Below are 13,775 nucleotides of genomic sequence, written 5' to 3' on the forward strand. Positions count from 1 at the left end.
CGGTTCGTCGGCGGAACCGCTATTTCTTCAAGCTCGCTTCAATCAGCAGATCGGCGTTGCGGGCGACCGACGCCGCCGGTCCGCCGAGGCCGAACAACTGGCCGCTGATATAGGCGCCCTCGATGAGGAGCAGCAGTCCGTCGCCGAGCGTGTCGGAATCGCCGGCGCCCATTGCCGCCGCCATGGCGCGCAGACGCCGGCGCAGTTCGACTTTGTTGTTCTCGCTCACCACCCGCGCGGGATGCCCGTGCTCGGGATATTCGACCGCCGCGTTGGTCATGCCGCAGCCGCGATAGTCCGGTTTCTGCGTGCGCTTGCCGACGCGGGTCAGGAAGGCGACGATCTGCGCGCGCGGATTGCCCGGATGCGCGTCGACGGCTTCGTCGAAACGCTCCCAGAATTCGAGGTCATACTTGCGCAGATAAGAGGCGGCGAGCTCGTCCTTCGACGGGAAGGTACGGTAGAGGCTGGGCTTGGTGACGCCGGCGCGCCTGACGATCTCGTCGACGCCGATCGCCCGGATGCCTTCGCGATAGAACAGGTCACGCGCCACGTCGAGTATCTTGTCGGCGGCCTTCGGTGCCGGCGCGGCGGGAACCTCGTTCATCGACGCTTCAATTTTATTGTCCGATGACATCCAACAAACTCGCTTGACAATGTTACTGACCGGTACGTATGTATGGCGTCATTCCATTGCAACGTACCGGTCAGTAACATGATAGCTCAGTCCCGCCCGTTTGGCCAGCGCTACGCCTTCGTCGTCGTTGCCGTCATCTTCGTCTGCCTGCTGATCGCCGCCGGGCTCCGCTCCGCGCCCTCCGTCATGATGCTGCCGCTGGAAGAAAGCTTTGGATGGCGGCGCGACGTCATCTCGATGGCCGCCGGCGTCGGCATCCTGCTCTATGGTCTCACCGGTCCGTTCGCGGCGGCGCTGATGGAGCGGATCGGGCTGCGCCGCACGCTGCTTGCCGCGCTGCTGATCATGTCGGGCTCGACGGCGCTCAGCCTGCTGATGACCGAGCCCTGGCATCTCTTCATCACCTGGGGCGTGTTTTCCGGCATCGGCTCGGGCGCGGTGGCGAGCGTGCTCGGCGCGACGATCGTCAATCGCTGGTTCAAGACCAATCGCGGTCTGGTGATGGGGCTGATGTCGGCCTCCAGCGCCACCGGCATGCTGGTGTTCCTGCCTTTGATCGCCTCGCTGGCCCAGGCCGGCGGCTGGAAGCCGGTGGCGATCGCCGTGGCGCTGGCAACGGCCGCGCTGATCCCGCTCGTCCTCCTGCTGGTGCCGGAGCGTCCGGCCTCGATCGGCCAGGTGCGCTTCGGCGCCGACGCGGACGACGTGCCGCCGGTTTCGCCGGCCTCGCAAGGCAATTTCCTGGCGCATACGCTCAACACGCTGCGCCGCGCGGCAGGTACCAGGGTGTTCTGGTATCTCTTCGCCACATTCTTCGTCTGCGGCTTCACCACCAACGGTCTCGTCGGCACGCATCTCATCGCCTTTTGCGGCGACATGGGCATCGGCGAGGTGCAGGCGGCCGGGCTCTTATCGATGATGGGCATCTTCGACCTGATCGGCACGACGCTGTCCGGCTGGCTCACCGACCGCTTCGATCCGCGCAAGCTGCTCGGTGTCTATTATGCCGTGCGCGGCCTGTCGCTGATCTATCTGCCCTATTCGGGCTTCTCGGCGGTCAGCCTGATCATCTTCGCCGTGCTCTATGGGCTCGACTGGATCGCCACGGTGCCGCCGACGCTGCGGCTCGCCAACGAAGCCTTCGGCGACCGCAGCGGCCCGATCGTCTTCGGCTGGATCGTCGCCGGCCACCAGGTGGGTGCGGCCGCGGCTGCTGCCTTCGGCGGCACGATGCGGGAATTGCAGGGCAACTACGAGCTTGCGTTCATGATCGCGGGTATGACGGGTATCGCGGCGGCCTGTATCTCGCTGTTGATCAATACCACCAAGCCGGCTTTCGAACCGGAGCCGCAAGCGGCTTGAGGTGGCTTAATCTCCCCCCTCGGGGGAGATGGCCGCGGAGCGGCCAGAGGGGGTCGGGCCGACCGGGCTCGGCCTACTGCTGCGAAGGGGGGTTGGCACTCCACGCGAGGCGACCCCCTCTGTCGCCTTCGGCGACATCTCCCCCTCGAGGGGGGAGATCACCTGTTCACTGTTATCAAAACTTCATGGTTCCGATATGCGCCTGAAACATTGAGGCGAGAGCTTGGCGGTCCCGTTCAACGCCATCCGGAGACAGCCATGAACAAGCTCTCGTTGACCCGCCGCGCTTTCGTCACCTCAGCCAGCGCCTTTGGCCTTGTCGGCGCCTCCGGTCTCGCGCTGCCCTACTATTCGCGCGCCAGCCAGCGCCCGGCCTTCACCCACGGTGTCCAGTCCGGCGACGTCGACGCCACCTCCGGCATGGTCTGGACCCGCACCGACCGCCCGGCGCGCGTCATGTACGAAGTGTCGACGACTGAGAGCTTTTCCGATGCGACGAGGCTTGCGCCGATCGATACCTCGCCGGCCAGCGACTATACGGTAAAGCGGCTGCTCACCGACCTCGCCTCCGACCAGGACATTTTTTACCGCATGGTCGCCGCCGACCTTTCCGACATCAACGCCGTCTCCGAGCCGATCGTCGGCCGTTTCCGCACCGCGCCGGCCTCCAAGCGCGACGTGCGCTTCGCCTGGTCGGGCGATACCGCCGGTCAGGGCTGGGGCATCGACGACATCGGCATGAAGACCTACTCCACCATCGCCAAGCACACGCCCGACTTCTTCCTGCATTCCGGCGATACGATCTATGCCGACGGCGCCATGAAGGACGAGGTCGATCTGCCCGGCGGCGGCAAGTGGAAAAACGTCGTCATGGTCGACGGCAAGCGCAAGGTCGCCGAGACGCTGGACGAATACCGCGACCAGTGGAAGTACAACATGATGGACAAGCACGTGTTGGGTCTCTCCGCCATCTGCCCGACCTTCTACCAGTGGGACGACCACGAGGTGCTGAACAACTGGTCGGATTCGAAGGATCTCACCGCGGACAACCGCTACAGCGAAAAATCCATCCATGTGCTGGCGGCCCGCGCGGCGCGCGCTTTCCATGAGATGACGACGATCCGCTACGAGCCGTCGGAGCCCGGTCGCGTCTACCGCAAGATCGCCCACGGGCCGTTGCTCGACGTCTTCTTCCTCGACATGCGCTCCTATCGCGGTCCCAACGGCCCCGGCATGGAAGAGACGCTGACGCCGAAGTCGCGCATGCTCGGCGAGCAGCAGACGCAGTGGCTGAAGCGCGAGCTGGCGAATTCCAAGGCGACCTGGAAGATCATCGCCGCCGACATGCCGCTCGGCCTCGTCGTCTGGAACGATGCCGCCAAGAAGGCCGGTGCCGAGGCGGTCAGCAACGGCGACAATGGCGCGCCGAAGGGCCGCGAGCTCGAATTCGCCGATCTGCTGCGCTACATCAAGAACGCCGGCATCACCAACACGGTGTGGCTCACCGCTGACGTCCACTATACGGCGGCGCATTACTACAACCCCGACAAGGCCCAGTTCCAGGATTTCAACCCGTTCTGGGAGTTCGTCTCCGGCCCGATCCACGCTGGCACGTTCGGCCCCAACGACCTCGACATGACGTTTGGTCCGGAGCTGAAGTTCATCAAGGCGCCGACCGCCGAGCAGGGCCAGAACCTGCCGCCGTCGGCCGGGCTGCAATTCTTCGGGCTGGTCGATATTTCCGGCGCCACCGAGCAGCTCACCGTGCGGCTGATGGATCGCGACGACAACGAGCTCTACAAGGTGACGCTCGACCCGGTGCGGTCGGCGTAGGTTGGATAGGTAGGCGCGAGGCACCCCCCTCTGTCCTGCCGGACATCTCCCCCGCAAGGGGGGAGATTGGCAGCTCCGCCGGCAGCGCTTTTTCTGCGAAGTCGGCGATTGGCGAAAGCCGGGACGACATCTGATCTCCCCCCTTGCGGAGGAGATGCCTGGCAGGGCAGAGGGGGGTGTGCCGGAGTGCTAGCCTTGCCAGCAAGCCGTCGCGAAGATCAATCCGGATAGCAGGTCGCTGGAACGTTCGGCCAGACGGCGCTGTCGCAGTTGGCCGCCTTCTGCCGCTGCTTGAAGGCGGCGCTGACCGGGCCGGTGACGATCGGGTCGACACCGTCAGGGGCGTCGGCGAACATCTGCTGCGCGGTCTTGGCGTCGGGCGGCGAGATCGGGTCGGCTTCCCTCAGCGCCGCCGCCGACTGCGCGGCGCCGGCCGCGACCAGCACGCCAAGCGCTGCCCACGCGAAAACCGGACGCAATCTGGACATCTGATCGGTCATGAACATCGAACTGTCCGGCCCCTCAAAGGTTCCGCCTTGGTTAACAGAATCATTTCACACCAAGACGTTTAAGAATCAGTGACCATGTATTTGGGGTGGGGCCTCCCCTTTCGCAATTGCGAAAAACCTTGTATGAGCCGCGCAACCGAAAAAGGCGGCGCTTTTGGGCCTGCTGCCTGCAACGCTCCCGAGACCAGACAAATGAACCTCCGCAATATCGCGATCATCGCGCATGTCGACCATGGGAAAACCACGCTCGTCGACCAGCTCCTGAAACAGTCCGGCGCCTTCCGCGACAACCAGCGCGTCGCCGAGCGCGCCATGGATTCCAACGACCTCGAGAAGGAACGCGGCATCACCATCCTCGCCAAGGCGACCTCGGTCGACTGGAAGGGCACCCGCATCAACATCGTCGATACGCCCGGACACGCCGACTTCGGCGGCGAGGTCGAGCGCATCCTGTCGATGGTGGATTCGGCGATCGTGCTCGTCGACGCCGCCGAAGGGCCGATGCCGCAGACCAAGTTCGTCGTCGGCAAGGCGCTCAAGGTGGGCTTGCGGCCGATCGTCGTCATCAACAAGATCGACCGCCCGGACGCCCGCCACATCGAAGTGGTCAACGAGGTGTTCGACCTGTTCGCCGCGCTCGACGCCACCGACGAGCAGCTCGATTTCCCGATCCTCTACGGTTCGGGCCGCGACGGCTGGGTGTCGGAAAACCCCGAAGGCCCGAAGGACCAGGGACTGGCGCCGCTGTTCGACCTCGTCGTCAAGCATGTGCCGGCGCCGACGGTCCATCCCGGTCCCTTCCGCATGATCGGCACCATCCTCGAGGCCAACCCATTCCTCGGCCGCATCATCACCGGTCGCATCGAGTCCGGCACGCTGAAGCCCAACCAGGCGGTCAAGGTGCTGCATCATGACGGCACCCAGATCGAGACCGGCCGCATCTCGAAAATCCTCGCCTTCCGCGGCCTCGAGCGCCAGCCGATCGAGGAAGCGCAAGCGGGCGACATCGTGGCGATCGCCGGCCTGTCGAAGGGCACCGTCGCCGACACCTTCTGCGATCCGACGGTGAGCGAGCCGCTGCATGCGCAGCCGATCGACCCACCGACGGTGACGATGTCCTTCCTGGTCAACGACAGCCCGCTTGCCGGCACCGAGGGCGACAAGGTGACCAGCCGCGTCATCCGCGACCGCCTGCTGCGCGAGGCGGAAGGCAATGTGGCGCTGAAGATCGAGGAATCGGCGGAGAAGGATTCCTTCTTCGTTTCTGGCCGCGGCGAATTGCAGCTTGCGGTGCTGATCGAGACGATGCGCCGCGAAGGTTTCGAGATCGCCGTGTCGCGGCCGCGCGTCGTCATGCAGAAAGGCGAGAACGGCGAATTGCTGGAACCCGTCGAGGAAGTCGTCATCGACGTCGACGAGGAGCATGCCGGCGTGGTCGTGCAGAAGATGTCGGAGCGCAAGGCCGAGATGGTGGAGCTGCGCCCCTCCGGCGGCAACCGCCAGCGCCTCGTTTTCCACGCGCCGACGCGCGGCCTGATCGGCTACCAGTCGGAACTGTTGACCGACACGCGCGGCACCGCCGTGATGAACCGGCTGTTTTACGCCTACGAGCCGTATAAGGGCGAGCTGCCCGGCCGCACCAACGGCGTGCTGATCTCCAACGAGCAGGGCGAGTCGGTCGCCTATGCGATGTGGAACCTGGAAGACCGCGGCCCGATGATCATCGATCCGGGCGTCAAGGTCTATCAGGGCATGATCATCGGCATCCATTCGCGCGACAACGACCTCGAGGTCAATGTCTTGAAGGGCAAGAAGCTCACCAACATCCGCGCGGCCGGCAAGGACGAGGCGGTGAAGCTGACGCCGCCGGTCCGCATGACGCTGGAACGGGCGCTGGCCTGGATCCAGGACGACGAGCTGGTCGAGGTGACGCCGAAGACCATTCGCCTGCGCAAGCTCTATCTCGACCCGAACGAGCGCAAGCGCTTCGAGAAGTCGGCCAGGGTGATGGGCGCGGCGTAGGTTTTTTTCGTAAGCAGTCATAAAGGGAGCGAGTTGTTGCTCCCTCCCCCTTTCATTTCATCCGCTTGCGGCCGAGAGGATGGCGTCGCGGTCGGCCTCGCCGGTAAGGTCGATGCGGACCGCCGTGCTGTTGCGCGCCGGCTTGCGCAAAGCTTTGGTGTTGCCCGGTTCGATGACGAGCCGCTTTTGCTCTTCCCAGCCCTGCAGCCTCGACCGGGAGACGCCCAGTTCGCCTGCAAGCAAGCGGTCGAGCCGCAGGGGCGTTGCGGCGTCGAGCCTAAGCTCAAGTCGAAGCGCGGTCGCGCTTTCCGGACTGCCATCCAGCAGCTCTTTTCGGATCGCGACGTCAGCAAATTCCTCGATCCGGCCAATCCGATTTCTGAGCGCCACGGCATCGAAGGCGTGGTTGTGGATAAGCGCCGGATCGTTGCCTTCGAGCGCCGCCAGCAGTGCCGGCTCGATGTCGTACCGATTTCGCCGTTCCAGAATGGTGAAATTCCAGGAGTTGTCGCACTCCGCGCAGCGGTAGATCAGCCAGGCGTCGATGCGCTTGCCGTTGGCGTTGACACGGAATTTGCTGCTGCACCGATAAGGTCTGACGCCGCCGCAGTGGTTGCAGTTGATGAGAGGTCGAGGCGCGATTGCGGGCGCGATCGCCCAGCGAATACGCAGATATTGAGACATGCCGGTAGGCCCTTCCCGTCGGGAAGTCCGTCAGGCCGGCAATGTCCGAGATGCCCGCGCGGGCACGGTGTGGCGAAAAGCTGTTTTGTTAGAAGTCAGGCGTCCGCACGCGGGTCGCGAGCGACGGCGGTCAGCAATGCCAAACCGGTCTCGAAACCGCCGCCTGAAGAACACATGAAAAATGATGCGGGCGCCGCCAATGCTGCGCCTGCGGTGCTTTCGGGGAGTAGACGAGACCGGCGGTTACTGAGGCAAAGTCAGGCTCGAAATGGATGAAGGGTGAGCTCTTTTAGCGGTGAGGTGGCGGAGGGGCAAGGACCGACAGGGCGACGGATCGGCTCAACTCATTCTCGAACGCCGGCGCTGCCCCTCATCCGCCTGCCGGCACCTTCTCCCCGTATAGTGACGGGGAGAAGGGGAGGACGCGGCTTTTGCGCCCTTCCTCGCGGCGCTGACGGTTGGCGAAATCAATGATGAGAGCGTCCCTCTCCCCGTCATTATACGGGGAGAGGATGCCGGCAGGCAGGTGAGGGGCGGCGCCGACGCTATTTCAGAGGGACAAAACAACCGCTGGTCGCAGGTGCCTCTTCGTTGGCTGCGGCTCACCCGGCACGTCGGCCGCGGCGATCGCCGACGCTCCTGAGTGTCACATCATCTCGATGATCGGCGCGATCTCGACACTGAAGGCCGGGTTCGTCAGGATCGGGCAATCCCTGGCCTTGGCGACGGCATCGTCGATGTCCTTCGCCTCGACGATCGTATAGCCGGCGGTCGGGTTGCTGCCGCCATTGTTCTCGACCGTGCCGCCGGACAGCACCGTTTTCGACATGCCGACAGGATTGCCGCCGTCGACGACCGCGGAGCCGAGCTTGTCGTACCAGCCGGTCCAGGCGTCCATCGCCGCTTTCCGCTCGGCTTCCTCGGTCGGCATTTTGCCGGAGCCATGATAGACATAGAGATATTTCGCCATGCTCTCCTCCATTTTTGGCGGCGTCGAACCGGCATGCGGCCACGCCGCCCGTCGATATGCGGCCATGCGCAATCGTTGATATGCGGCTATGGCCCCAACATGCGGCTATGCCGCGATCGTTGATCATCGGACCAAACGGCGGGGCGGGCAATGAAAAATTCGAAGTAGCTAATGTAATATCGGCTTCACCGCGCCATGGCGTGATATTCGGGGTTCGGCCGCATGTCGACCGCGGCCGCCACTCGGTTCGACATGTTGAAGAAGGCGGCGGTCGAGGCGATGTCCCAGATGTCTCGATCGGAGAAGCCGGCCTGCCGCAGGGCGGCGCGGTCGGCCTCGACGATTTTTGCCGGCTCCTCCGTCAGCTTGACCGCGAATTCGAGCATCGCGCGCTGGCGAGGGGGCAGGTCGGCGGCGCGGAAGTTCATCACCATCATCTCGCCGAGCGCAGGCTCGCCCGACAGTTGCCGCACCGCCGCGCCATGCGCGGTCAGGCAGTAGAAGCACTGATTGATCGAGGAGACGGCGACCGCGATCATTTCGCGCTCCAGCTTCGACAGGCCGGAATCGCCCAGCATCAGGTCGTTGTACATGTCGGTGAAGGCGCGCAGCTTCTTCTCGTCGAAGGCGTAGGCCAGAAGCACGTTGGGCACGAGGCCGAGCTTCTCCTCGCATTTGGCGAAATAGGCTTTCGTGGCCTCGCTGAGCTCCGCCTGGACCAGGTCGAGCGCGGTAATCCTGTCGGTCATGATCGTTCTCCTCGCGGGGGGCGGCGATGGCATCGGTTCGATTTTTTTAAAGCGTCGTCAAACCTTTGTCGCCAAACAGCGGTCATCTGGCTACCATAGTCGCAAAAGCATGCCACGGGAGGGAATTGGCGTCATGGCCAGCGTGAAATCCAAGCCGAAGAAGAAAGCTGCAGCCGCCGCAAGAGCCGAGGAGAAGCCAGCGAGGCTTGCCGACTATCTGCTTGCCCGCGCACCGGCGGAGGATGTCGCGGCCTATGACGTGGCCGACCTGGAGCGCGCGGGCGAACTCGCCAGCCGGGCCGTCGCCGGTCACAAAAAGGGTGAGAGCGTCGTGGCGGTCGAAGCCGATTCAGGCGTTTCCTGCGGCGGCAGGCCGGTCACGGTCATCACCGTTGTCAACGACAACATGCCGTTCCTGTTCGATTCCATCCTTGGCGAGATCGCCGAGACCAGTGGCGAGCCGACGCTTGTCACCCATCCGATCGTCACCGTGCGGCATGGCAAGAGCGGCGTCGCCGAGGTTCTGGGCGACGCCGGCAAGGACGAGGACGACCGGCTGAGCGTCGTTCATGTCCACATCCCGCGGCTGACCGCGGAACAGGCAACCGCGCTCACCGAGCGGCTGCGCAAGATACTCGGCCAGGTCCGCGCCGCCGTCACCGACTGGAAGCGGATGCTCGCTCGCCTCGACCAGGCGATTTCCGAATTCCGCTATTCGGCCGTGCCGCTCGACAAGAAGAGCGTCGCCGAGGCGATCGCCTTCCTCGAATGGTTGCGCGACGACAATTTCACCTTCCTCGGCATGCGCGAGTTCAAATATATCGGCGAGCAGGAGAGCGGCACCCTGGAGCGCTCCGACAAGCCCGGCCTCGGCATCCTGTCCGATCCGGACGTGCTGGTGTTGCGGCGCGGCACCGAGGCGGTGACGACGACGCCGGAAATCCGCGCCTTCCTGCACGGACCGGAGCCGCTGATCGTCACCAAGGCGAACGGCAAATCCCTCGTGCACCGCCGCATCTATCTCGATTACATCGGCATCAAGACCTATACGGCCAAGGGAGCGCTTGCCGGTGAGCTGCGCATCGTCGGGCTGTTCACCTCGACCGCCTACACGCGCTCGGTGATGAAGATCCCCTATCTGCGCTCGAAGGCCGAGACCGTGATTTCGAAATCCGGTTTCGACCCGCACGATCATTCGGGCAAGGCGCTGATCAACACCCTGGAAAGCTATCCGCGCGACGAGCTTTTCCAGGTTCCGGTGCCTGTCCTCAGAAAACATGCCAACGCCATTCTCGGGCTGATCGAGCGGCCGCGGATCAGGGCGCTGGTCCGCATCGACCAGTTCGACCGTTTCGTCTCCATCATCGTCTTCGTGCCGCGCGACCGTTACGACAGCGTCGTGCGCGAAAAGATCGGTACCTATCTCAAGACCGTGTTCGAGGGACGGCTCTCGGCTTACTATCCGGCCTTTCCGGAAGGCGGGCTGGCGCGCGTTCATTTCATCATCGGCCGCTCCGGCGGCAAAACGCCGAAGATCGAGCAGGCGGCGATAGAGGCGGCGATCCGCGACATCGTCCGCACCTGGGAGGATGCGCTCTCCGATGCCGCGGAAGCGGCCGGCAGCGACCCGACGCTGAAGGCAATCGCTGCGCGCTTCCCGGAAAGCTACCGCGATACCTTCAGTGCTGCCGTGGCGCTCGCCGATGCCGGGCGCATCGCCAGGATCGGGCCCGACAATGCGATCGCCATCGACTATTACCGCCATGCCGACCAGAAGCCGCACCAGGCGGCGCTGAAGATCTATCATTATGGCAGCCCGGTGGCGCTGTCGCGCCGTGTCCCGGTGCTGGAAAACATCGGCTTCCGCGTCATCAGCGAGCGCACCTTCGAGGTCGGCGACGAGGGCTCCGGCAAGGTCTTCATCCACGATATGGAGCTGGAGAACAGCTACGGCAAGGCGATCGACCTAACCGACGGCGGCGCGCTGTTCGAGGACGCCTTCCTGTCGGTCTGGCGCGGCGATGTCGACAATGACGGCTATAACGGGCTGGCGCAGACCGCGGGTCTCTGGTCGGGCGAGATCACCATCTTGCGCGCCTATGGCCGCTATTTGCAGCAGGCCGGCATTCCGCAGAGCCAGGATTTCCTCGCCGCCGCGCTCAACCGCTATCCCGAAATCGCGCGCGGCCTGCATCAATTGTTCGTCGCCCGCCTCGGGCCGACGGCCGAAACCGAAGGCGTGGTCGCCGCCAAACACCTCAAAGCGAAGATCAAGGACGCGCTGGAAGAGGTGCCCAACATCGATGACGACACCATCATCCGCCGCTACCTCAACCTGATCGAAGCCTCGCTGCGCACCAATCATTTCGTAGCCGATACGAAAGCGAAGGGGCAGTCGCTGGCGATCAAGCTCGACTCGCAGGCGGTCGAGGGCCTGCCGGCGCCGCGGCCATGGCGCGAGATCTTCGTCTACGGCTCGGCAGTCGAAGGCGTGCATCTGCGCTTCGGCCCGGTCGCGCGCGGCGGCCTGCGCTGGTCGGACCGCGCCCAGGACTACCGCACCGAAGTGCTGGGCCTGGTCAAGGCGCAGCAGGTCAAGAACGCGGTCATCGTGCCGGTCGGCGCCAAGGGCGGCTTCTATCCGAAGAAGCTGCCGATGAGCGCCGGCCGAGACGCGATCTTCGAGGCCGGCACCTCGGCCTATAAGAACTTCGTCTCCAGCCTGCTTTCGATCACCGACAATATCGGCATCGACGGCGTCATCCCGCCGGCCGGCGTGGTGCGGCGCGACCAGGACGATCCCTATTTCGTCGTCGCCGCCGACAAGGGCACGGCGACCTTCTCCGACACCGCCAATGCCATTTCCGAGAAGCACGGCTTCTGGCTGGACGACGCCTTCGCCAGCGGTGGCTCGGCGGGCTACGACCACAAGAAGATGGGCATTACGGCGAAGGGCGCCTGGGAGGCGGTGAAGCGGCATTTCCGTGAGATGAACCGCGACATTCAGGCTTCGTCCTTCAGCGTCGTCGGCGTCGGCGATATGTCGGGCGACGTGTTCGGCAACGGCATGCTGTTGTCGCCGGCGACCAGGCTGATCGCCGCCTTCGATCACCGCGACATCTTCATCGACCCCGCCCCCGATATGGTCGCCTCGATGGCCGAGCGCCAGCGCATGTTCGCGCTGCCGCGCTCGTCCTGGCAGGACTACGACAAGTCGAAGCTGTCGGAAGGCGGCGTCATCGTCTCGCGCAGCCAGAAGTCGATCACGCTGCCGGCGGCGGCGGCGGCCGCGATCGGGCTTGTCAAAACCACCGCGACACCGGTCGAGATCATGAACGCCATCCTCAAGGCGCCCGTCGATCTTTTGTGGTTCGGCGGCATCGGCACTTACGTCCGGGCTTCCGGCGAGAGCAATGCCGATGTCGGCGACCGCGCCAACGACGCCATCCGCGTCACCGCGCTCGACGTGCGCGCCAAGGTCATCGGCGAGGGCGCCAATCTCGGCGTCACGCAGCGGGCGCGCATCGAATTCGGCTTGAATGGCGGCCGCTGCAATTCCGATGCCATCGACAATTCGGGCGGCGTCAACTGCTCCGACGTCGAGGTCAACATCAAGATCGCCTTGGCGTCGGCCATGCGCAAAGGCTCGCTGGCGCGGCCAGCGCGCAACAAGCTGCTCGCCGAGATGACCGACGAGGTGGGCGCGCTGGTGCTCTCCAACAATTACCAGCAGACGCTGGCGCTTTCGCTGGCGCGCAAGCGCGGGCTGGCCGACATCGCGCACCAGGCGCGCTTCATGACGGCGCTCGAGGCGCGCGGCCTGCTCGACCGCGCCGTCGAGACGCTGCCCTCGCCGGCCGCCCTTGCCGAGCGCGAGGCGCGCGGCGAGCCGCTGACCCGGGCCGAGCTCGGCGTGCTGCTTGCCTATGCCAAGATCGTGCTGTTTTCCGACATCGTCGCCAGCGACGTGCCGGACGATGCGCATTTCGACCGCGACCTGATGGGCTATTTCCCCGAGCGCATGGCGAAGAAATTCGCCGGCGAGATCCGCGATCACCGGCTGCGGCGCGAGATCATCGCGCGCGTCGTCGCCAACGACCTCGTCAACCGGGGCGGGCCGTCCTTCGTCAACCGGCTGCAGGAGGCGACGGGCCGCACCACGGCCGCTGTCGTGCGCACGTTCGCGGTGGTGCGCGACGGTTTCGCGCTGCCCGCGCTCTATCAGGAGATCGACGCGCTCGACAACCAGATCGACGGCCAGATGCAGCTCGATCTCTACCAGGCGGTCAGCCGGCTCATCTTCGTGACCAGCGGCTGGTACCTGAAGAACGATGCGGGTTCGGCACCGCTCAGCCAGCGCATCGCCGAGCTGCAGGAGGCGCGCAAGGCGCTGGAGCCGAAGCTCGTCTCGCTGCTGCCCGCCTTCTCGCGCGAGCGGATCGAGGAGCGGCGGCATGGCCTGTTCAAGGGCGGCGCGCCGGAGAAGCTGGCCGAGAAGCTGGCGCTGGCCGAGGTGGGCGAACTGATCCCGGACATCGCGCTCACCGCGCGCACGGCCAATGCCGACATCGTCAGCGCGGCGAAGGCGTTCTTCGCCGTCAGCGATGCCTTCCGCATTCCGCGCGTCGAGGAAGCCGCCCGCTCGATCATGCCGCCGGACTATTACGACCAGCTGGCGCTGTCGCGCGCGACCGACACCATCGGCGCCGCAAGGCGCGGCATCGCGGTGGCGGCGCTCACCGGCCATGGCAAGGCAGCCGATCCTGTCGCGGCCTGGCTCGAGGCCGGCGGCGAGCGCGTCGGGCGCATCCGCGAGCGGCTGCAGGCGCTGACCGAAGGCGGCGACATCACCGTGTCGCGGCTGTCGGTGGCCTCGGGCCTGATGAGCGACCTGACGGGGATGTGAAGCATCGCTGGCAACGCTGGCGCGGCCCCTCATCCGGCTGCCGCCACCTTCTCCCCGTATAGTGACGGGGAGAAGGGAGCTTGCCGCGACGCCGCGCCCTTCC

Annotated in this window: 9 protein-coding genes; 4 read left to right on the plus strand and 5 right to left on the minus strand. The window is 65.1% G+C overall.

Annotated elements, in window-relative coordinates:
- Positions 1–19: 19 nt before the first annotated feature.
- Positions 20–637 carry a TetR/AcrR family transcriptional regulator gene (locus ABID26_RS29590; RefSeq protein WP_126097261.1) on the minus strand — a complete coding sequence of 206 codons (618 nt, stop codon included), beginning with the start codon at positions 635–637 and terminating at the stop codon, positions 20–22.
- Between the two features lie 78 nt (positions 638–715).
- Here ABID26_RS29590 and ABID26_RS29595 point away from each other — a divergent pair, with 78 nt between their 5' ends.
- Both ABID26_RS29595 and ABID26_RS29600 read left to right on the plus strand, forming a co-directional pair.
- Positions 716–1,999, plus strand: a complete 1,284-nt coding sequence (locus ABID26_RS29595; protein WP_126097262.1) for an MFS transporter — start codon at positions 716–718, stop codon at positions 1,997–1,999.
- Positions 2,000–2,257: 258 nt separating this feature from the next.
- Positions 2,258–3,832: an alkaline phosphatase D family protein gene (locus tag ABID26_RS29600; protein WP_126097263.1), complete on the plus strand. Its 1,575-nt coding sequence runs from the start codon at positions 2,258–2,260 to the stop codon at positions 3,830–3,832.
- Positions 3,833–4,050: 218 nt separating this feature from the next.
- Here ABID26_RS29600 and ABID26_RS29605 read toward each other — a convergent pair whose 3' ends face one another.
- Positions 4,051–4,338: a hypothetical protein gene (locus tag ABID26_RS29605; protein WP_245460172.1), complete on the minus strand. Its 288-nt coding sequence runs from the start codon at positions 4,336–4,338 to the stop codon at positions 4,051–4,053.
- A gap of 195 nt (positions 4,339–4,533) precedes the next feature.
- Here ABID26_RS29605 and typA point away from each other — a divergent pair, with 195 nt between their 5' ends.
- Positions 4,534–6,363: a translational GTPase TypA gene (gene typA / locus ABID26_RS29610; protein ID WP_126097264.1), complete on the plus strand. Its 1,830-nt coding sequence runs from the start codon at positions 4,534–4,536 to the stop codon at positions 6,361–6,363.
- A 57-nt stretch (positions 6,364–6,420) separates the two neighbouring features.
- Here the strand turns inward: typA and ABID26_RS29615 are convergent, their stop codons facing one another.
- The 3 genes from ABID26_RS29615 to ABID26_RS29625 all read right to left on the minus strand — a co-directional run bounded on the left by ABID26_RS29615 (position 6,421) and on the right by ABID26_RS29625 (position 8,766).
- On the minus strand, positions 6,421–7,047 hold the full coding sequence (locus ABID26_RS29615) for a DUF1062 domain-containing protein (RefSeq protein WP_292344960.1): 627 nt from the start codon (positions 7,045–7,047) through the stop codon (positions 6,421–6,423).
- Positions 7,048–7,693: 646 nt separating this feature from the next.
- Complete coding sequence (locus tag ABID26_RS29620) at positions 7,694–8,017, minus strand: YciI family protein (RefSeq protein ID WP_126097266.1); 324 nt, start codon at positions 8,015–8,017, stop codon at positions 7,694–7,696.
- Between the two features lie 185 nt (positions 8,018–8,202).
- Positions 8,203–8,766: a peroxidase-related enzyme gene (locus tag ABID26_RS29625; protein WP_292304899.1), complete on the minus strand. Its 564-nt coding sequence runs from the start codon at positions 8,764–8,766 to the stop codon at positions 8,203–8,205.
- Between the two features lie 133 nt (positions 8,767–8,899).
- Between ABID26_RS29625 and ABID26_RS29630 the strand changes: the two genes are divergently transcribed.
- Positions 8,900–13,672, plus strand: a complete 4,773-nt coding sequence (locus ABID26_RS29630) for an NAD-glutamate dehydrogenase (RefSeq protein WP_126097267.1) — start codon at positions 8,900–8,902, stop codon at positions 13,670–13,672.
- The last annotated feature ends 103 nt before the right edge of the window (positions 13,673–13,775 follow it).

Origin of the sequence: Mesorhizobium shonense, from assembly GCF_040545255.1 — a bacterium.
Classification (GTDB): Bacteria; Pseudomonadota; Alphaproteobacteria; order Rhizobiales; family Rhizobiaceae; genus Mesorhizobium; species Mesorhizobium shonense.

What these genes read in the sequence shown, in the direction of transcription:
- typA (WP_126097264.1), top strand. Translation starts at nt 4,534, where the DNA reads ATGAACCTCCGCAATATCGCGATCATCGCGCATGTCGACCATGGGAAA.
- ABID26_RS29590 (WP_126097261.1), bottom strand. Translation starts at nt 637, where the DNA reads ATGTCATCGGACAATAAAATTGAAGCGTCGATGAACGAGGTTCCCGCC.
- ABID26_RS29615 (WP_292344960.1), bottom strand. Translation starts at nt 7,047, where the DNA reads ATGTCTCAATATCTGCGTATTCGCTGGGCGATCGCGCCCGCAATCGCG.
- ABID26_RS29625 (WP_292304899.1), bottom strand. Translation starts at nt 8,766, where the DNA reads ATGACCGACAGGATTACCGCGCTCGACCTGGTCCAGGCGGAGCTCAGC.
- ABID26_RS29600 (WP_126097263.1), top strand. Translation starts at nt 2,258, where the DNA reads ATGAACAAGCTCTCGTTGACCCGCCGCGCTTTCGTCACCTCAGCCAGC.
- ABID26_RS29605 (WP_245460172.1), bottom strand. Translation starts at nt 4,338, where the DNA reads ATGTTCATGACCGATCAGATGTCCAGATTGCGTCCGGTTTTCGCGTGG.
- ABID26_RS29630 (WP_126097267.1), top strand. Translation starts at nt 8,900, where the DNA reads ATGGCCAGCGTGAAATCCAAGCCGAAGAAGAAAGCTGCAGCCGCCGCA.
- ABID26_RS29595 (WP_126097262.1), top strand. Translation starts at nt 716, where the DNA reads ATGATAGCTCAGTCCCGCCCGTTTGGCCAGCGCTACGCCTTCGTCGTC.
- ABID26_RS29620 (WP_126097266.1), bottom strand. Translation starts at nt 8,017, where the DNA reads ATGGCGAAATATCTCTATGTCTATCATGGCTCCGGCAAAATGCCGACC.